The sequence below is a fragment of the Cohnella sp. GbtcB17 genome (assembly GCF_019091135.1).
In the GTDB taxonomy this organism is placed as follows: domain Bacteria; phylum Bacillota; class Bacilli; order Paenibacillales; family Paenibacillaceae; genus Cohnella.
Genome location: NZ_JAGXJW010000002.1, coordinates 86296 through 107792, shown reverse-complemented (window position 1 = coordinate 107792; position 21497 = coordinate 86296). Strand labels below are relative to the sequence as shown.

9 protein-coding genes are annotated in these 21497 nt (G+C 63.9%); 6 read left to right on the top strand and 3 right to left on the bottom strand.

Translation table 11 applies throughout. From position 1 onward, the window contains the following. Nucleotides 1-56: 56 nt before the first annotated feature. Nucleotides 57-14123 (top strand): S-layer homology domain-containing protein, encoded by a 14067-nt coding sequence (locus tag KVT38_RS01265; protein WP_217591868.1) that lies wholly within the window; start codon nt 57-59, stop codon nt 14121-14123. Between the two features lie 120 nt (nt 14124-14243). Here the strand turns inward: KVT38_RS01265 and KVT38_RS01260 are convergent, their stop codons facing one another. After that, nucleotides 14244-15074: an AraC family transcriptional regulator gene (locus tag KVT38_RS01260; RefSeq protein ID WP_217591966.1), complete on the bottom strand. Its 831-nt coding sequence runs from the start codon at nt 15072-15074 to the stop codon at nt 14244-14246. Between the two features lie 174 nt (nt 15075-15248). Here KVT38_RS01260 and KVT38_RS01255 point away from each other — a divergent pair, with 174 nt between their 5' ends. Next, complete coding sequence (locus KVT38_RS01255) at nt 15249-16637, top strand: family 4 glycosyl hydrolase (protein ID WP_217591867.1); 1389 nt, start codon at nt 15249-15251, stop codon at nt 16635-16637. Nucleotides 16638-16714: 77 nt separating this feature from the next. Here KVT38_RS01255 and KVT38_RS01250 read toward each other — a convergent pair whose 3' ends face one another. Then, on the bottom strand, nt 16715-17644 hold the full coding sequence (locus tag KVT38_RS01250; RefSeq protein WP_217591866.1) for a VOC family protein: 930 nt from the start codon (nt 17642-17644) through the stop codon (nt 16715-16717). Nucleotides 17645-17845: 201 nt separating this feature from the next. Here KVT38_RS01250 and KVT38_RS01245 point away from each other — a divergent pair, with 201 nt between their 5' ends. From KVT38_RS01245 to KVT38_RS01230, 4 genes are all read left to right on the top strand, one after another. Then, nucleotides 17846-18922 (top strand): zinc-binding alcohol dehydrogenase family protein, encoded by a 1077-nt coding sequence (locus KVT38_RS01245; protein ID WP_254638885.1) that lies wholly within the window; start codon nt 17846-17848, stop codon nt 18920-18922. A 61-nt stretch (nt 18923-18983) separates the two neighbouring features. Continuing rightward, nucleotides 18984-19367, top strand: coding sequence for a winged helix-turn-helix transcriptional regulator (locus tag KVT38_RS01240; RefSeq protein ID WP_217591865.1), 384 nt, complete (start codon nt 18984-18986; stop codon nt 19365-19367). Nucleotides 19368-19392: 25 nt separating this feature from the next. Further along, complete coding sequence (locus KVT38_RS01235; RefSeq protein WP_217591864.1) at nt 19393-20775, top strand: FAD-dependent oxidoreductase; 1383 nt, start codon at nt 19393-19395, stop codon at nt 20773-20775. 58 nt (nt 20776-20833) lie between these two features. Next, nucleotides 20834-21181, top strand: coding sequence for a hypothetical protein (locus KVT38_RS01230; RefSeq protein WP_217591863.1), 348 nt, complete (start codon nt 20834-20836; stop codon nt 21179-21181). 113 nt (nt 21182-21294) lie between these two features. Here KVT38_RS01230 and KVT38_RS01225 read toward each other — a convergent pair whose 3' ends face one another. Continuing rightward, complete coding sequence (locus tag KVT38_RS01225; protein WP_217591862.1) at nt 21295-21471, bottom strand: YjfB family protein; 177 nt, start codon at nt 21469-21471, stop codon at nt 21295-21297. Nucleotides 21472-21497: the final 26 nt, after the last annotated feature.

The window sequence follows — 21497 nt, the reverse complement described above, 5'->3', positions numbered from 1 at the left end:
CAGCCGGTCGATCCTGATCCGGCGCGGCGGCAAGCGAGGGAAGGGGTTAACGTACTGTGGGAAATAGAGGGAGGAAATGGCGCGTCATCGCGCTCGCCTGGCTGCTCGTCGCGAGCATGCTGGGCAGCTTGATTTTGCCGAACTTTAGTGGAGGAAAGGCTGCTGCCGCAGTGCCGTTGGCGGCGGGATTCGGGACGTCCGGCATCGGGGCGTTGTCAGCCGCATCCGCTTCCGCCGACACGTCGGGACACTGGGCCGGCCAGACGATGGCGGAGTGGCGGCGCCTGGGCTTGATCGACGGCTTCCCGGACGGCAGCTTGCGTCCAGATCAGGTTATCAGCCGGATCGAATTCGTGGCGCTGGCGAACCGGCTGTTCGCCTACAAGGGAACCGCGAGCCTGCAGTTCGCCGACGTGCCGGGCAATGCCTGGTTCGCGTCCCAGGTGCAGGCGGCGGTGGCGGCGGGTTATATTAACGGCTTCCCGGACGGGACGTTTAAGCCGAGTCGGCAGCTCACCCGTGCGGAGGCGGCAGTCATGCTCGCGAAGCTCGTGCCGGCCATCGAGCGCGACGGGGCGAATGCGCTCGCCGCGTTCGGGGACCGGGGCGATGTGCCGGTCTATGCCCGGGCTTCGCTGGGCGCGCTTGTCGAAGGCGGCATCGTCCAGGGCTTCGCGGACGGGACGGTGCGTCCCGGGGGCAAGCTGACGCGCGCGGAGGCCATCGTGCTGCTGGACCGGATCCGCACGCAGTCCGCCGTCGGCGCGAACGGGGGCATCGTGCCCGCCCCGCTGCGATTGACGGAAGCGGGCGTCTATGGGCCGGCATCCGGTACCGCCGCGGTCGGCGGGGACGTCGTCATCGATGCGCCGGGCATCACGCTGCGCAACGTGACGGTGCGCGGAAACCTGACGATCGGCGCGGCCGTCGGCGAAGGCGACGTCGATCTGAAGGGCGTCGCCGTGGGAGGAAGCACGAATCTGCAGGGCGGGGGCGCGCATAGCGTGCATATCAACGATTCGCGGCTCGGGACGGTCGTCGTCGAGAAGAAGGACGGCTTGATTCGGATCGTCGTCGGCGGTACGACGGTCATCGAGCGGATGGACGTGCGGACGGACGCGAACGTCGAGTCGGACGGAACGGCGGAGAGCGGCGGGATCGCGGGCGTCTCCATCACGACGGCCGGCGAGGTGTCGCTCTCGGGCCGCTTCGGCAAAGTCGAAGTCGCCGGCGACGTGTTGCTGACCGTCGGCGCCGGGACGATCGGCGAGCTGCAGGTTGCGGAGGGGGTGAAGACCGCCGCTATCAAGCTGGGCGACGGCGTCTCGGTGGAGCGCGCGGAGCTGCACGGCGGCGCGCGGTTCACGGGCGCAGGGACGATCGGCCACGCGCTGGTGGACGCGGCGGACGTGCGCTTCGAGACGAAGCCCGCGAACGTGGAAGTGACCGTGCGCGGCGGCGCGGGAGGCGCCGGGGGCGGCAATAGCGGTGCAGGTGGAGGCGGGAGCAACGGTGGCAATGGCGGCGGCGAGCCGACCCCTACGCCAACGTCTACGCCCACAACTGCACCGACGGCCACGCCAACCACTGCACCAACATCGACGCCTACCCCGACGCCGCCGGTCGATACGACGGTGACGGTCGTCCCGACGCTCGTTCAGGCGCGTGCGTCCAGCTTCAAGGTGGCGCTCAGTCCGGCCGTGCCGGGTCTGACGGCGGCGAACTTCGCCTTGAAGGACGCCGCCGGCGGTACCGTCGAGGTGACGTACGCCGCGACGCTCGACGGCGGCGCGACCTATGCGGCGGCTGCGGCGTTGACCGAGGGCGCGACGTATACGCTGACGCTCGCGAAGACGGGATACGACTTCGGCGCGGGCCTTCCGATCGTCGTGCCGGTCACGCAGCCGGAGGACGTCGACGTCACTGCGTCGCTTGTCGGCGCAGCCGCGCCGTCCGGCTTCACGCTGGCGCTGAACGGGCCGGTCGCCGGTCTGACGGCGGCCGATCTCGCGCTGACGCACGGCGGCGAGCCTGTGGACATCGCGTCCGCGGACAGCGCCGACGGCGGTGCCACGTATGCGGTCGTCGCGGCGCTGTCCGCGGGCGAACGCTACCTGCTGACGATCGCCAAGCCCGGCTATCGATTCGGCAGTGCGCTGACGATCGACGTGCCGCCGGAGGGAACCGAGGAGATCGTCGTCACGCTGGCTCCGAGCGGTGCGGCCGGCGCTGCGGGATTGTCCGTCGGCTTGAGCGTGCCAATTCCGGATCTGTCCGCCGGCCAGTTCCAGTTGACGCACGGCGCAGACAGCGTGGCCGTGACGAGCGCCGTCACCGAAGACGGCGGAGCAACGTATGCGATCGCGGCCTCGTTGATCGAAGGCGAGACGTATCGGCTGACGATCGTCAAGGCGGGCTACGGCTTCGGCAGCGGCTTGACCTTCACGGTGCCCGCAGGTCTCGTGGTCGTCACGCCGAGCGTGAACCGGCTTTCTTCGTCCGGCTTTGTTTTGTCGCTGGACAAGCCGGTGCCGGAGCTGGAGATGGACAGCTTCACGATCAAGGACAGCGGAGAGACGGTTGTGGGCATCAACATGCTGGAGACGGAGTCCTCGCATACGATCGTCGAGGTGTACGCGCCGCTCGAGCTGGGCGATACGTACACCGTATCGCTGAACAAGCCGGGCTATGCCTTCAGCGAGCCGCTTGTGCTGTCCGTGCAGGCGACCGAATCGCCTTCTACGATCGAGTGGGCGACTTATCAAGGCTTCTCCGTCCGCTTCGGCTCGCCGGTCGCGGCGTTGACCGCGGACCGGATCACGCTGACGGGGGCGTCGGGCGCGGCAGTCGCCGTTCAGGGCGTACAACTTGCGGCGGACGGTCTGTCCGCCGTCGTGACGGCCGATCTGTCGGCAGCCGGCGCCTATGGGTATCGCATCTCGGTGTCGGATCTCGTCTTTTCGGGAGAGCTTGAAGTACCCGAGACGATCGCCGTCAGCCGCTACACGACCTTCGAATCGGTGAACTACATCGATGCCGGCTTGCGCGTGCATTTCAGCGTACCGGTACCCGGATTGCCCGCAGAGGCGTTCGAGCTGACGCACCGGGACGGCACGCCTTATGCGCTCGCGTCGGCGACGACGGATGACGGAGGCCGGAGCTACCTGCTGGTACCGGAGCAAATGACGTACAGCGACTATGCGCTGGACGTACATCATGCGGGCTACGACTTCGGCGGCGCGCTGCAAATCATCCGTCCGACGATTAACAACTGGGGCGGGTTGGCCGACCTGGCCGCGTTTATCGGACTGAATCCGTCCGTGCCGACGACCATGGACAACTATCGGATTGCGGATGCATCGGGCGCCCCGGTCACGATCAAGGCGCTCATCCCGATGCAGAACGCATTCATCGCCACTTTTGACGGCGCGCGGGGCCGCAGCTACGATGTGACCGTCGTCAAGGAAGGCTACGACTTCGGCGGTCCGCATCGGATTAATGTGTATGCCCGCAATACGATCGTAGATCCTTCCAGGACCGGGTTTGCACTGGCGCTTAACCCGCCTGTCGCGATCGATACCGCGCACGCCTTTGCCCTGTATAAGGTGAAAGATGGCGCAGTCGTCGGCAGCGCGCTGCGGATCGATTCCGTCAAGACAAGCGACAATGGGGCCAGCTACCGGTTCGCGGCCGCGCTCACGCCGGGCGACTACAAGCTGTCGGTGGATGCCGACATCGAAGAGGATTCGTTCTACTTCACGGTGCCGGTCGTCGCGACCATGACGGTCGATCATATTACCGACAGCGGACTGACGGTGAATCTAAGCGAAGCGCTTAGCGACCTAGGTGCCTACAGCTTCGAGCTCGTCCATACGGATACGGGCGCGCCCGTCGCGATCGATTCGGCGACGACGACCGATCAGGGTCGCACCTACCGTCTGGCCGCGGCGCTGACCGGCGGCAGCTACATTCTGAAGCTGCCCGGTCATCAGCCGGCGGAAGGCGTCGCATTCCAGGCCGACGGCACGGTCGACGCAGGCGTCCCGGTCGTGGACCGCATCGCGGCGGACGGCTTCGACCTGACGTTCGGCAGCGCCGTGCCCGGCTTGATGCCGGCCAATCTCGATCTGCGCGATGCGGGCGGCAATCGCCTTAGCGGTGTGACGCTGTCCACCGCGAACGGCGGGGCCAGCTACCGCGTCCATGTCGGCTTGACCAGCGGACGAGACTACAAGCTGACGCTGAGCAAAGACTTCTTCCGCTTTGCGTCGCCCGTCACGTTCCACGTCGGATATTTCTTATCGGCAACGATCGTGCAGACGACGCTGGACGGACGCATCGAAGTCCGCTTCTCGTCCGCGCTTCCAGAGGCGCAGTACGGCGGCGTGTTCGCCCGGGACGAAGCGGGGAACGACTATTATCCGTACGAATACGCCATGGCCGGCGGCGGCACCGTTTATCGGCTGCGGCTCCCGGCTTTCTCAGCCGCCCATACGTACAGCATCGCGCTCAATCCGGCGGCTGCGCCGGAGCTCGCGGATTACGCGCTGACTTCTCCGACGTTCGGATTCCCGACGGAGATCTCGGCCGCGGACGGCACGGCGGCGGGCCTTACGGTCCGGTTCGCTTCGCCGGTCGACGGGCTGACCGGCGCGGGCTTCATCGTCCGCGATGCCTCGGGTACGGCGATCCCCGTGACCGGCGCGGTATCCGAGGACGGCGGCGGCAGCTACGCACTGACGGCCGCGCTGACGCCCGGGAAGTTTTACACGGTACAGTACAAGTCGCCATCGTCCTATCAACTGACGAAGGCTGTGTCGTTCGCCGTGCGCAAGTCGCTGGCGCCGACGATCAAAAACGTGACGTCTACGGGCTTCACGCTCCAATTCGGCGAAAAGGTCGCGGGCCTGAAGGACGCGGAGGTCGTCCTGCGCGATCCAAACGGCAGCATTGTCCACACGAGCCTGTACAGCTTCTCGACGACGGACCAGGGCCTCACCTATCAGTTCCGTTACGCAGTCGGCCAAGGCGCGCTCGAGCCGGGGGCAGGATACACGCTCTACGTGCAGCGCGACGAATTCGCGCTCGATGCGCCGCTCGCGTTCGATATCCCGATTCCGGCGAACGTCCTCGTCTCGCTCACGACAAGCACGGAGCTGCTGCTTGGTATCGGCAGCTACGGAGGCCAGGAGCTCGGCCTTGTCAAGAGCAGCTTCGACCTGCGGGACAGCAAGGGACGTCCGGTATCGTTCGCGATGGCCGATCTTGGCGGCGGCTCGTACAAGCTGACTGGCGCCTTCAACGCGCAAGAGACGTATACGCTGACCGTCTCCAAGCCGGGCTACGACTTCGGCAAGCCGCTGACGTTCGGCCTCAGCATCGCGGTCGGCATCACGACGATGTTCCAGAACCAGCAAGGGTTCTTGCTGCTCCTGGGCATGCCGATTCCCGATCTGGCGGCGGCCGAGATCGTCGTGAAGGATAGCGGCGGCACCCGCTATCCGGCGTCGTCCGCCGTGTCCGCGGACGGCGGAGCGACCTATCAGGTGTCCGTGCCGCTGACGGCGGGCAAGACCTATACGGTCACGATCGACAAGCCGAATTACACGGTGAAATTCACGATTCCGTTCAGCCTGAATCGGCGGGCGGCGTCGGTGGACCTCGTATCGGTTCGCGGCTTCCGGCTCAACTTCGACCGCGCGGTGAACTGGAGCAGCGAGTTCAAGCTCGTCGTCATGGACGACCAGGGCAATGCCGTCAAGACCAGCGGCATCGTATCCAAGGATAACGGACTGAGCTACGAGATCGATGCGCCGCTTGTGCCTGACGTGAACTATACGGTTACGATCACCAAGCCGGGCGACGACTATGGCCCGGGCATCCCGCTGATCGTGCGGAAGGCGGAGGCGACCTTCGGCGGCCTGGGGGCGGGCGGCAGCCGTACCTTCAGTCTGACGCTCGATCGGCCGATCCCGGACATGCGGCTCGGAGAGTTCGTGTTAAGGCGCGCTTCCGACGGCTTGCGTCTCCCTGTGCTGACGGCAGAATCGACGGACGGCGGCACGACGTACGAGCTGTCCGCCGACTTCCTGCAGACGGAGAGCTACACGATCGTCCCGGAAAAGGACGGCTATGCGTTCGGCGATCCGATCCCGTTCAGCGTGCCGGTGTTCGAGCGGACGGCCATCACCGGCGCGAGTCCGCGCGAGATCAAGGTCGGCTTCAACCCGGCGGTGCCGGGGCTCGACGAAGGCAGCTTTGCGCTGCGCAGCGGCGCAGGCGGCACGCTCCCTGTCGGAGCGGTCTCGACCGACGACGACGGCGCGACTTACCGGATCGTCGCCGATTACGCTGGGGGCGAGACGTATACGGTGACGATCGCCAAGGCCGGCTACGACTTCGACGAACCGCTGACGGCGGATATCCCGGACGCGGTTACTGCCGCGGTATCCGCGGTGTCCGAGACGGGCGCGACGGTGTCGCTCTCGCCGGCGGTCGGCGGACTGAACGCAGCGAGCTTCTCGCTGCGCGACGCGTCCGGGCATGCGGTGGCGCTGACCGGCGCAACGACGACGAATGGTGGTGCCAGTTACATGCTCACCGCAGGAATGACGGGCGGCAGTAACTATACGCTGACGATCGCGCTGTCCGGCTACGACTTCGGCAATCCGATGACGCTGAACGTACCGATCCCGGTAACCGCCGCTTATTCGGACGTACGGACGTCCGGACTGACGATCCGCCTGGCCGCCCCGGTCCCGGGGCTGACCGCTTCGAATGCCACGCTGCTCGATCAGGAAGGCAAGCCGATCGCGGTCGCCGCCATGACGACGTCGGACGGCGGCGCTACCTACGCGGTGCAGGCTGCGCTCCAGGCGCAGCAGCGCTACAGCCTGCGCCTCTCCAAAACGGGCTACGACTTCGGCGCCGATACCGGCTTTGTCGTGCCGCTGGCCGTGCAAGCCGACGTGGCGGCGCTGCTAACGACCGGGTTCACGATCCGGCTGGATCGGGCCGTACCCGGGTTGACCGCCGGCAATCTGGCGCTGAAGGACAGCGCCGGAAAGGCCGTTCCCGTCTCCGACTGGACGGCGTCCGCGGACGGGCTGTCCTATCAAGCGGCGGCCGAGCTCGTCGCACATGAGACGTACACGCTGCAGCTCGCCGCGAACGGCTACGACTTCGGTCCGGCCCTGCAGCGCGAGGCGCGGCCGGCGCTCGCGCTGTCGGCGAGCGGCGTCTCCGACGTCGGCTTCGTCCTTGAGCTCGGCGACGCCGTGCCGAGTCTGAAGCCGGACGACGTCTACTTAACGGATGCGTCCGGCACGCGGATCCGGCTGAATTCGGTCTCGTTTTTCGATCTATCCGGCGCTTCCCATACGGGACGTCGCTTCCAGGTCGTCTATTCGTTGACGAGAGGCGAAGCGTATACGATCGACGTCCGCGACCCGGCCCACCCGACGGCCGCGCCGCTGCAGGTTATTTTGCCGATCCAGGTTCAGGTCCAGGTGTCCGGCATCTCGAAGAACGGATTCGCGCTCGCCTTTAACCAGGCGGTTCCCGGGCTGACCGCGGACGACATCGAGCTGTTGAACGAAGACGGGCAACCGGTCGCTGTTGGCGGCGCGGTCGCGGGAGACACGGCAGCGAAGTATGCGGTCGACGTCAAGCTGACGGAGGGGCGCGCGTACACGCTGAAGCTGAACAAGACGGGCTACACTTTCGGATCGAGCGGCGGGACGCAAGTACAGGTGCCGATCGCCGTGACGGCTACCGTGTTGAACCCGAACGAAGCGGGCTTCACGATCGTGCTTTCCGAGCCGGTGCCGGATCTGGATATCAAGCTGTTCAAGCCGGGATTTGTTAACGCCTACTACGATCTGAAGATCGCGACGCCCGACGCGGGACGCACCTACCAGGTCGGAGTATCCTGGCCGAGCGACTATCCGCTAACGCTGGCGTTGTCCAAAGCGGGCTACGATCTGGGCGCCGACCGAACCGTGCAATATGCCAAGAAGCCGCCGGTGATGCTCCAGGCGGTATCCGGCGCGGACAGCGCGAGCGTGCTGCTGACCTTCGACGCGCCGCTCGTCTCGATGGATACGAGCGCGGGCTTCGCGCTGAAAATAGGCGGCCAATGGCAAAGCGGAGTCAAGTCGTACTTCGTCAACGCGACGACCGTCAAGCTGACCTGGAGCGGCTCGCTCCTTCGTTCGACCGACGAGCTGGCGGTCGCCTATACCGGCGTGAACCGGGTGAAAGGGGAGAACGGCGCATTCCTCGCTCAATTCGGCGGGACGCCGGCACTGAACGCATCGAGCGAGCTCGGTCTCGTGCAGAGCTACGTCGACAGCTGGAACGCCGATGCGCCGGCCGCCATGCTGCACGGACAGTTCGGACGCACGGCGGAGGAGACCGCGAAGCTGCTGCGCGAGGGCGGTTTCTCCGCCGCGTTGTACGCGGCCGCCGTAGGCAAAGAATATCAGCTGGACTTTGCGGCACTCGTCAAGCTGCTCTACGAGATGGACCTGGACGCCCAGACGGCGTTCAGCGCACTTCGGGAGAAGCGCTACTTGCCGAATACGCCGGATGCGTGGATCGCGGGCTTCGCGAGCGGGGGCTACGCGCCGGAGGAATTCGCCGGCAGCTTCCGCGACGCCGGCTATCAGACGCGGGATATCTTGCGCGGCCTGAAGGCGGCGGGTGCGTCCGCGAAGGCCGCGGCGCAGACGATGAACCGCGCGCTCCATGAAACGGGCGACGCCGCCGTGACACAACTGCGAAGTCTGTACGGGCCTGCCGACACCGCAGGCGCGGTGCAGGGAGCATACGGCCTGACCGATGCCGGCACGATGCAGGCGCTGGCGGCCGGCGGCATGTCCGCGGCCGATGCCGCCGCGGCGGGCAAGACGCTGTTCGCCGCGGATGCGGCGACGGTAGCCGGGCTGCTGAGCGGCGCAGGTTACCCGGCGAAGGCGATCGGCGCAGCCGTCCGGCAGCTTTATACGTTCGCGGATGCGGCGGAGGCCGTCCGGGCGCTCGCGCAAGCGGGAATCGCCGGCGCCGATCTATATGCCGCAGCCAGCGGGATATTCTCGCCGGCGGACGCGGCGGCGGCCATGCTCGGCCAAGGAATGTCCGCGTTCGACGTGGCGGATGCCATCCGGGCGGCCGGGGGCAGCGCAGCGACGGCTGTCGCGGCCCTGCTTGGCCGGGGCGGGGATCCCGAGACGGTCGCCCGTCAGGTGATGGGCGCATGGGGCACCTCGCTCACGATGCGGGAGACGGCAAGCCAATTGGTGCAAGGCGGATTCGGCAAGACCACGGCGGCGACGATGCTGCGCACCGTATACGGCGCGGATATGGCTTCCGCATATGACGCGATGGAGGCGATGTTTCATCCGTGGGGCTTCGACGCCAAGGGGCTGTTCGCGACGCTGCTCCAGGGCGGCTACGACCCGGCGGCAGTGGCGGATTACTTCCTGAAGCACGTCTACGTCGGCCGCGCGCCGGTGCTGGAGAACTTCCTGGAGACGGCGCACTACCCGCTCGCGGCTTCGCTGACTTACGTGCACGACGCCGTGACGGCGGACGGCACGGCCTATACGATGAAGGACGCCGTCCGGGACATGTTCGCCACCGGCGCATGGTATTCGGCGGCGGAGGCGCTCGCCGCGCTGCGCGCCGCGTACGCGAACGACGCGGCCGAGCCGGCCAACCCGACGAATCTGGCGGCGGGCCTGAGCGAGCGATATCCGTTTTACGAGTATCAGGAGGCGCTCATCTCGCAGTTCGGCCAGACGATGCCGGCGTGGATCGAGCAGCAGACGGCCAATTGCGCCTGCGACGCGGGCAAGCTCGCCAAGGACGCCAAGTTCCTGTTCGGCGCTTCGTCCATCGGCGATATCACGCTGACGCTGAGCGCGACCGGCAAGTTCACGCTGGCGCAGATCATCGAAGGCACGATCGCGCTGTACCCCGGCAGCTCGCGGGAGTCGCAGATGTCCGCGCTCACCGCCGTGCTGAGCGGCAGCGGGTATCCGATCGGGGACCTGGCCGCCGTTTACGACAGCGAGGGCTGGGACTGGATCAAGGTGTTCAGCAGGTACGGCATCGCAGCCAAGGAAGCGGCCTTGTATTTGCAATCCAAGGGACTGACAGAAGACCAGATCGTCGTCCGCCTGCGTCCGTATCCGCTGAAGGATATCGCGCTCGTGCTGCGGGAGCAGTACGGACTGGACGAGTCGAGTGCGATCGCGGCGCTGCTGGCCGTGCAGTTCTACGATCAGGACGCGATCGGGTCGGCTGTCGCCTGGGCGTTCGGGGGCAATCCCGTCGCGCTGTGGGTGAAGACGCTCAAGGCGCAGGGCGCCTCGGCGGGCTCCGTCATCAACCTGCTGGCATCCCGCTATACGGAATACCGGGATCCGAGCGTGTCGGGTCCGGCGCTGGTCCGCGGCGGCTATAGCATGGACGAGGTGATGCAGGCGCTGATCGCCCGTTCGAGCAATCCGAACCTGCAAAATACGATCGCCGTGCTCAAATCGCTGTATGCGCAAGAACAAGTGACGGTCGGGCAACTGCTGGCGGCATCCGGCAGCAAGACGCCGGCCGACGGCATCGGTTTCATGAAAAACGCGAAGTATTCGCTGGCGGAGATCGCCCGCAGTCTGAAGTCTTATTATGGGCTGGATTCGGGCGAAGCGGCCAGGCTGCTGACCGATGCTTACCCGTACGAACTGACAAAGGTCATTCAGACGGTGGCAGGCATTTACGGAGACAGCAAGACGGCGGTCGCTGCCGCCGCGCTTGCGGCAGAGGGTATCTCTACGCTGGATGCGGCCATTCCGTACTTGCGGGATGCCGGGTTCTCGCTGCAGGATATCGCGGCGATCGCCCGCGATCACTTCGACGCGCCGCTCGGCCGGGCGGCGCAGGCGTTGCTCGCGCAGAGCAGCGAGAGCGACAGCGTCGTGCTCTACGCGGCGGCGGGCGTTTACGGCCAAACGGTCGAACATGCGATCCGCGAGCTGCTGACGGCGGGCGGACAATCGTCCTTCGCCGACGCGATCGCCTTTATTTACGCACAGCAGCGGTTCGATCTTCGGACGGGCGCGCGGCTGGCGAAGGAAGAATACGGCCTCTCCTCGGGAGAAGCGCTGCAGGCGTTCCGGGCGTTCGGCATGTACCCGGACAAGGAGGTCGTCGCCACGGTGGCGGGCGTATACGGCACGTCCGGCGATGCCAGTGTCGTCGATTCGCTCGCTGCGAGCGGCATGGACACGTTGGCCAATGCGGTATCGTACCTGCTGCGGATGAACTTCGATCTGCGGAGCATCGTGCGCGTCGGTCGCGAGCATTACGGACTGACGCAAGGACAGACGGCGGCGCAGCTCGACGCGTCCGGCTTCTTCGACGGAGACGGCAGCGACGTCGTCGCGGCGATCGCCTCCGTATACGGGCAGACGATGAGCGAGACGCTCGTCGCCGTGCTGGACGGGCTTGGCGCAACGACGTTCGAAGCGGCCATTCCCGATCTGCGCGCCGCCAACCTGACGCTGGACGATCTGGTGCTGGCCGCGCGGGATCATTATCGGCTGACCGCCGGGCAGACGCTCGGCGCACTGCTGCCGATCGCTTCTTACCAGGCGGGCGCAGTGACGGCAGCCGTGCTGGAATATTACGGCAAGCCGTTCGCGGAGAGCGCGGGAGATCTGCTGCGCGGCGCCGACGCGGTCAAGCTGGAGGACGGCGCGCCGATCCTGCGGCAGATGGGCTACTCGCTGAAGGAGATCGTCGAAGCTTCGCGCTCGTACTACGGCTTGTCCGCCGAGCAGACCGCCGACGGGCTCGCGGCGCTGGACTTCGACAGCGCCTCCTTGATCGCGACCGCCGTAGCGGACGTCTACGCGCCGGCTTCGGCCGCCGATGCGGACGCGGTGCTCGCCGGCGGCGAAGAGATCGCGGATCCGTCCGCCGCTGTAAGGCTCTTATGGCAGGCCGGCATTCCGCTAGCCGATATCGCCGGTGCGCTCGGCCGCCACTATAGCCTGGCACAGGGCGAGATCGCCGAGGTGCTGGCGGGCACGGCGCTGTTCGACCCGACCACGATCGTCTACGTGCTGACCGCTGGCGCGGACGGCCTGACCGGTACCGCCGTCGCCGCGGTGCTGAGCGCGGTTGGCGTCGATTCTGCGGCGGAGGCCGCGGGCATGCTGCGGCAGGCCGGCTACGGCGCGACGGACATCGCGGTCGCGCTCCTAAACGGCTATGCCCAATCGGAGGCGGAGACGAAGACGATTCTGTCCGGACTTGGCGTCTATACGGCGCAAACGATCGAAGCCGCCGTCAACCAGGCGCGCGGACAAGGACCGACATCGGCCGATTTGCTGTCGGACGTCCTCGAGCTGTACGGGGTGAAGACGCCGGAAGGCGCGGTAGCTTTTCTGAAGCAGACGAACAATTCGCTCGCCGACATCGCGCTCCAGCTCAAAAACCGTTATCAGGTAGACGCGGCGCGCGCGACTGAGCTGCTGAAGCCTTACGACCAGGCCGGAGATATCGCGCTGGCGATCGCGGCCGTCTACTATGCCGATACGAATCTGTCGTATCTGAAGCAGATGGTGCCGGCCGCCTATGCCGGCAATCCGACGAATATGGCCGGCTACATGTCCGGTAAGTTCCCGCTGTCGGATATCGTGCTGGCGCTCAAGCTGCTGTTCGGTCTCGACGCGCTCGGCGCCAAGGATGCGATGATCAATGTGGACGCTTCGCCGGATCAGATTAACGGCAAGATCGCCGAAGTGTACGGCGTCGACCCGGTGCTTGCGTTACTGACACGTATGAAGGCACAAGGAGCCAGCGCGAGCGATCTCGCGGTAGAGATGCAGCGCAACGGCAAGCTGGAGATCGGCGACCGCTATCTGGTCGATACGCTTGCCGCGCTCGGCTATGACGGAGCGACGATCCTGAATTTGCGGTATAGATCCTTCAACCGCGTACTAAAAAATGAAGGCACGATTGAGGAACAGGCCGCACTGCTCGTCCGGTTCGGCGTCAATACCCCTGCGGCGATGGCGGACTTCCTCATGTACAAGAGCTACGGCGGCGGCTCCGCAGGCGCGCTTCCGATGATGCGGATCATGCGCGCGGGACTGCCGAACGCCTCCATTAGCGATATCGCGCTGGCGGTCGCGGGCTACGGCTTCGGACGACTGGCGATCGAGAACGCCATGCTGGCGATGGACGAGCTCAGCGGGGCTATCGCAGAGGAAGCCATTCTGAAGCGTCTCGGCTACAGCGCCTATGATGCGGCTGGCTTCGTGAGTCGAATGTTCCCGAGCAACAACGATCAATTGCGGCTGCTCGCCCTCAACGGCTACAAGCTGACGGATTATCTACAGTATGCTTATAACGGCGCGGAGTCCGTCGCCTATCTGAAGCAGACTGGGCTTGGCGCTACGGACATCGCGGTCGCCATCGTTCAATCGGGCGCATCGAACAACTATTCGATCATCGCGCAAAACCTGAAGCAAGGGGGCTTCACCGATCTGAATGAGATCGTGAAGGCGATATTCAAGGCGGGCATTCGCCCTGAATGGATTCCCGACTACATCCGCAGCATGGCACCGATGCTGGATATCGCGCAGGCGATGGCGAATACGGGAGAGATCTCGCTCACCGTCATCGTCCAGGCGCTGCAGATCGCGCAGATGAACAACAAGCAGATCTACGACATCATTAAGGCGATCAGCAAAAACGAGCAGGCCGCATTCCTCGGTGAGCTGTCCGCGGTCGAACGCCGCGCGCTGGGCGACGACGAGGCTGCGATCATCGTGACGCTTGGCACGCTGCGCGGCTCCGGATTCAGCGCGCACGAGTCGGCCGACCTGCTCACGAACGAGATGGGCGACTGGATGAAGGCGACGGCATTGCTCATCCTGACCGGCTACGAGTGGGACGACGCGCTCGGAGCGGTATGGGACGAGTACCGCGGCGCGATCGGATTTTTCATCCTGCGCTCGATGATGGGCAGCACGATCTCGAACTTCATGAAGGACTTCCAGAGCTATTGGAAGATCGGCAAGATCGTCCTTCGAATCGTAAAACGCGAAGTGTCCTGACAGCTAAAAGAAGTCTCTTTCCCTTCGGGGGAGGAGACTTCTTTGCTGTTCGGCGAATGGCAGCGAGAGCACCCTGCCTTACGCGACACGCAACCGATAAAGCGGGGGTGCCTCGCGCGATCAATCGAATTTCGACGGGGGCATGTGGTAGTACTTCTTGAACGCCTTCGAAAAGGTAAACGGATCGGGATAGCCGAGGAAGCCGGCGATTTGCTGAACCGTGTATTTCTTTTCGTACAAGTAATCGCGCGCCCGGTTCATTTTGATCTGAAAAATATATTGGCCCGGCGTGATGCCGACGGCTTTTTTGAAGTAGGAGATGAAGTATTTCTCGGAGATGCCGCCAAGGGGTGCTAGTTCGCTCATGCGAACGGGTTCGTGGATATGGTCGTCAATGTACCGGAAGATCGGCTGCAGGACGTCCAGATCCCGGCCGGATTTTCTCTGCGACGTCTCGCTCGCAAAGGCGCCGACGTACCGGCCTTGTCCGTGCAGCTCGATGATCTTGGCGATGACGGCCATCAGGCATGCTTTCAAATAGAGAAGGTTCTTCGGCTTGCCGCTCGACCGCTCCGATTTCGCGAAGGCTTGGACGTACAGCCCGGCATCCTCCCGGATTAGATTCGCGTCGATAATGCCCGATAGCCGAAAGTCGTCCAATATGCGCTGCTGCTCGCCGATGCCGTAATCGAAATGGACGTAGATGAACCGGCAGCCTTCCTCGCCGCAGGAAGCGATGTAGGGCATGCGGGGATAAAAGAAAACGACGTCTCCCGGACGGGCGGTATGCTCGATCCCCGCGATGCGAAGCTTCACGGTGCCGGATTGAACGAACCACATATCGTAATCGGCATGCGCCTTATGCTCGATCCAATCCCCGGCGGGCGCGGTCGCCCAGCAGGACTTCAGACGGAGCGAGATAAATTCGGAGAGCTCGTTAAAAATGTTCATGTCCGACACGAACGATTCCTCCACTCAGAGACATGATGCGCTTTAAGCGATTATATCATTGAATCTGGGAGCCATCGCTATTCGTACTATTTGACATGAATGCAAAACCGCCTCATATTCCGCTTTTCGGCCATTCTCCTATAATGAGGCTATCAACCACTAGGAGGTTCGATCGTGAGCGACTCGAACGCGTTTCAACCGAAGGTCGTCGTACTCGGCGCGGGCAGCCTGTTTTTCGGCCGCCAGTCGATTTGGCAGATGGTACACTCCCCTTACTTGAACAACGGGACGCTTGCCTTGGTCGACACGGACGAAGAAAGGCTGGCCAAGATGGTGAACCTGGCCAAGGCGGTAGCCAGGGAAAATGGGGTGCCGCTCAAAGTAGAAGGCGCTACGGACAGGAGAGAAGTGCTGAAGGGCGCCGATTTTGTCGTGCTCAGCTTCGCCGAGGATACGGTCAAATACCGGGGGATCGACTGTCAGGTTTCGTTGAAATACGGAATACGCATGTGCTCGGGAGATACGATCGGACCGGGCGGCATCTTCAGGGCCATGAGAGAGATGCCGGTCATCCTCGCATGCGCCAAGGATATCGAAGAGCTGTGTCCCGACGCCTGGGTCATCAACTATATCAACCCGTCTACCGTGCATGGCATCGCGCTGAGCCGCTACGCGCCGAAGCTGAAGTCGTTCGCGCTGTGCGACGGCCATCATATGCCGCATGTCAAAGTGAACTACGCACTCAGGGCAGGCATCCTCGCGGATCGGAGCGAATTCGACGCGGACATCGATCGCCGATTCGACTTCCGGGTAGCCGGCGTCAATCACTTCACCTGGCTGCTGAAGGCGGAGTACGATGGGAAGGATGTCGCACCTCGGATTGCCGAGACGATGAGAATAGCGGCCGCTACGGAAACCGACGGCGGAGATACGGGCGCCAAAGCGCTCTTCAACGATTCGATTACGTATCAGCTTTACGATATATTCGGCCATATCCCGACCTGCACGGCGCACACCAAGGAATACGTCCGCTATTGGCAGGGGCATGGGAAGACGAAGGACGCGATCCCGCCGCTGTCGATCTGGGAGACGGACGAACGGTACAAGCGCCACGAGGAGATGTGGAGCCAGGTGGACGGCTTCCTGTCCGGCGCGCTGCCGATCTCGGGTTATATGCAGTCGTTTGGCCCCGACCATGCGACGGATATCATCGAGAATATGGTGGGCAACCTGGGCAAACGCTTTTTCATTAACACGCTGAACAACGGGGCGGTGTCCAACATGAACGACGACGCGTTCCTCGAGCTGCTCAGCGAGGTGAGCATGGAGGGGATCAAGCCGCTGCCCGTGGGAGAGATGCCGAGAGGCATCCGGGGCATGCAGGAGCTCGTGCTCGACACGCATGAGCTCACCGCGGAGGCAGTCGCCGAACGGAGCTTCGTCAAGCTGCGCAGGGCGATGATGACCGATCCGCTCGTGAATTCGATTCATGACGCGGACATGATCATCAAGGAGCTGTTGGAGCAGGAAAAGGAGGTCCTCCCAAAATATTGGTACGAATAACAAAAACCGCGAAGCCTTGGCGCTTCGCGGTTTTTGTTATTGCGCGCCCGACGGGCGGCGTCTCGCATCATCGACCTTTAACCGCGAAAAGCTTGCTCCAGCTTCGCGATGTCGAGCTTTTTCATCGGCATAAAGGCCTCGGTCACGCGCTCGATCTGCTCGGGCGTCCCGCGGGCCATCATGTCGTCCATGGACGTGGGCGCGATCTTCCACGACACGCCGAACTTCTCCTTGAGCCAGCCGCACTGCTCGGCCTTGGGATCGGCGGACAGTCCGCTCCAGTATGCGTCGATCTCAGCCTGCGTGTCGCAGCGGACGAGCAGGGAGATCGCCTCGTTAAAGGTGAATCCGTGGTTGTGCGCGCTGTCCATCGCGGTCAGCCAAGTGTTTTCTATCATAAAGTCGCTGAACATGACCGTGCCTTCCTTATCCGGCGCCATGCCCGGACCGTAACGACGCAGCTGTCCCGGACGCGACCGCTCGAATACGGACAGGTAAAGCTCGCGCGCTTCCTCCGCTCTGCCTGCGTTGTCGCCGGTGAACATGAGAGACGGGATGATCGTCGGACGAGGCTCCCCTTCTGGATTGGTCAGCATAAGCTGCCAGGTCACGCCATACTTGTCCCGGATCCAGCCGAATCGCGCGCTGAACGGATATTCGCCAAGCGGCATCAGCGCCGTACCGTGTTCGGCGAGCTTGTCCCATGTCTCGTCGAGCAGCTCTCTCGCGCGGCTCTCTCTCGACGGATCGAAGTTCACGATAAACGAGACGGACGGATTGAACTTGAAGAGCGGGCCGGCGGAGATCGCCATGAAGGGCATGCCCCAGATCGTAAACGATACGAGATCGGCGTCGCCCGAAGGCGTGTCCCTCAGCGTCGTCGTACTCGTGACGGCGGAGTCGGGGAATACGGTGCTGTAAAACGCTGCGGCCTCCTTGGCTTCCCGATCGAACCACAGATGCGGAACGATGCGTGGCGCGAATGCGCCGGCGTTAACGTCGTTCATGTATGCGAGCCTCCTTTTTGCACCATTTTATCATGGATCGACAGGACGGCGTTTCTCATGGATTGCTGGTTTTCGACGACAATATAGTACCATTCGTGTGCCTATCCCACATAAATGTGCGTACTTACGCGAATGCCGTGTATGTCTTATATTGCGAATATAAGCCGAATCAACGGCAACCGCGCAAAGGAGAGATCGACCATGACCAACGAAATCAAAACGAACGAAAGCAACCTGAAGGACGCACAGGACAAAACGACGATGAAGGCCGTCGGCCTGTACAAGTATCTGCCGATCGAGCATCCGGAAAGTCTGATCGATGTGGAGATCGAAAAGCCGTCGCCGGCGGGACGGGATCTGCTCGTGAAGGTGCGGGCGATCTCGGTCAATCCGGTGGACTACAAGGTCCGCTCGCCGAAAAGCCGCGAGGAGTCCGCGCCGCGCATTCTCGGCTGGGACGTGGCAGGCGTGATCGAGCAGGTCGGGCCCGAGGTCGAGCTATTCCAGCCGGGCGATGAAGTGTACTACGCGGGCAGCATCACACGGCCGGGCGGCAACAGCGAGTACCATCTCGTGGACGAGCGAATCGTCGGCGCGAAGCCCAAGTCGCTCGACTTCGCGCAGGCTGCCGCGCTGCCGCTGACGACGATCACGGCGTGGGAGAGCTTGTACGACCGGCTCGGCGTCTCGAAGGAGCCTGCCGCCAACGCGGGCAAGACGATCCTGATCATCGGCGCAGCCGGCGGCGTCGGGTCGATCGCGACGCAGCTGGCGAAGCTCACGGGCCTGAAGGTTATCGGCACGGCCTCCCGCCGAGAGTCGGCCGACTGGGCAAGGGAGCTTGGCGCTGACCACGTGATCAACCACTTCGAGTCGTTCGTGCCGCAGCTGAAGGCGATCGGGTTCGAGCAGGTCGACTACATCCTCTGCCTGAACAGCACGGAGAAGCACTGGGCGAACATGGCGGAGGCGATTGCGCCGCAGGGCAAGATCTGCTCGATCGTCGAGACCGACGAGCTGCTTAACCTGACGCTGCTGAAGAACAAGAGCGCGGCGTTCGTATGGGAGTTAATGTTCACCCGCTCGACGTACGGGACGCCGGACATGATCGAGCAGCACAACCTGCTGAACGAGGTGGCGCGACTGGTGGACGCGGGCGCGGTCCGGACGACGACAAGCGAGACGCTCTCGCCGATCAACGCCGACAACCTCCGCAAGGCGCATGCCATGCTGGAGACCGGCCGTACGGTGGGCAAGGTCGTGCTCGAAGGATTTTAATCGAGGCGGTTGAGTGCTATTATCATTAGAAAGGAAGATGAAGGCGAAGGAGCGGATCGGCGTGCGGGACCGAAAGAGCGGGTACGGGTTTTGTCCGGACGAGGACGGCTGCCCGGTCGAATTCACGCTGGACGTGATCGGCGGGAAGTGGAAGGGCGTGCTGCTGTATCATTTGATGGACGGGCCTAAGCGGTTCAACGAATTCCGCAGAATCTGTCCGACGATCACGCAGCGGATGCTCACGCTGCAGCTGAGGGAGCTCGAGGAGGACGGCGTCGTGCACCGGGAGGTGTACAACCAGGTGCCGCCGAAGGTCGAATATTCGCTGACCGAATTCGGACGGACGCTTAGCCCGATCATCTCCGCCATGCGGGACTGGGGCGAGAGCTTCAAGCGGACCGTCCGCGACCCGATGGCACCGGGGACCGAAGCAAGGGACAGCTAATCTCTATAGCAAGGATGGATGCGAGATGGCGGACAGACGAGAGCGGGTCGACGCTCTAATCATCGGATTCGGCAAAGGGGGCAAGACGCTGGCGCCCTACCTGGCCGCTCAAGGTCTCAAGGTCATCGTCGCGGAGAAGTCTCCGTTGATGTACGGCGGTACCTGCATCAACGTCGGCTGTATTCCGACGAAGGCGCTTGCTCACGACGCTCAGCTGCTGTCGCAGCGGGAGGGGCTGAGCAGGGAGGCGCGCAGGGAAGCATACGCGCAGGCCGTTCGGGACAAGGATGCGCTCGTCTCGCTGCTGAGAGCCAAGAACTTCGACAATGTGAACGGCCGCCCCGGCGCGACCGTGCTCACCGGCGAGGCGTCGTTCCTCAATCCGCACGAGGTGCGCGTGAAGACACAGGAGGGCGCATGGATCGTCGAAGCCGACCGGATCTTCATTAATACGGGCGCGCGGGCGGCCATGCCCGACCTGCCGGGCATCGCTGGCAGCCGCGTTTATACGAGCACCGGGCTGCTTGAGGTCGACCGCTTGCCGGCGCGTCTCGCGATCGTCGGCGGCGGGTATGTCGGCCTCGAGTTCGCTTCGATCTATGCCGGCTTCGGCTCGGAGGTGACGGTGATCGAGCGGGGCGCCCGGTTCATGCCGCGCGAAGATCGGGACATCGCGGACGAAGTGCGGAAGACGCTGGAGAAAAAAGGAATCCGCATTGTTCTGGATACGGGCGTAGAACGGATTGATGACGGCAGCGATGCTTCGACGCTGCATTTGTCGTCCCCGGCCGGCAAGTCGGAGCTGGCGGCGGACGCGATTCTGATCGCCGCGGGCCGTACGGCCAATACCGAGGGCTTAAATCTCAAAGCCGCCGGCGTCGAGTTGAACGAGCGCGGCTTCATCAAGGTCGACGAGCGGCTGCGGACGAATGTCCCGCACATCTGGGCGCTAGGGGACGTCAACGGCGGTCCGCAATTTACTTATATCTCCCTCGACGATTACCGGATCGTAAGAGATGCGCTGTTCGGCGACGGCGGGCGCTCGACGAAGGATCGGCATTACGTGCCGTACTCGGTGTTTATCGACCCGCCGCTGTCCCAGGTCGGCATGACGGAGTCCGAGGCGCTGCGCGCCGGGCACCGGGTGAAGACGGCCGCGCTCCCGGCCTCCGCTTCGCCGCGCGCTCGCCAGCTCAGGCAGACCGAAGGCCTGATGAAGGCCTTCGTCGACGCGGATACCGATCGGTTGCTCGGCGTTACATTATTCGCCGCTGAGTCCAGCGAGGTCGTGAACATCGTCTCGCAATTCATGAAGACCGGCGAGCCTTACACGGCGCTCCGCGATACGATCTTTACGCATCCGTCGATGGCCGAGTCGCTGAACGACCTGCTCTCGGCGATCGATTGAGCTTTACGACCGCCGTCCGCCGGGAAGAATCGCACCTCGGATCAGAAAGGAGAACCGCATGCTTATCGGAATCGTATTGGCCGCCGTCTTGGCGGTTGCCGGGTCGGTGTACTGGCTCGTCCGGCGCGGGCGTACCGGCTCGTCCGCGACGCGCGGCGCGAAGGTCGTGCCGCTTCGGGCCGCCCGCAGGCGCAGATCGGGAACGTCGCGAGAGGCTGGACGCAAGACGCGGGAGGAGCCGGGCAAAGAGCGGGGGGCTGAGGCAGGGGAGCAGGCGCGCCCCTGCTCTTTGTGCCGCAAGCGATCCGCGCGGCTTTCTTTTTATCTAGACGAAGGCGGACGTACGATCGGCGTATGCAGAGATTGCCGGTCCAAAGCCGAAGCGCGGGAGCTCGACCGTCTGTAGTTTACCCTGCGTCGTTCCGTCCTATCCGGCAGCGCAAAGCGCCGAACCGAACCTTGGACGATCAAGGACGATTCGGCGCTTTGCGCTGTCGTTCGTGATGAAAAAACGGGAGCTTAAACGCGCACGTCGATGTTGCCGCCCAGATGGGGCTGCGCGATGCTCTGGGCCATCTGTACGATCGCCTGGCTGTTCTGTTGCGCGCTGTCCAGCGCTTGGCCGAGGACGGCGATGCCGGCTTGCTGCCGCAGATCGTTCATCGCCAGACCCGTCGAGATTGCCGCTATGTCCATGGACGCTCACCCTCCCGTTTACTATT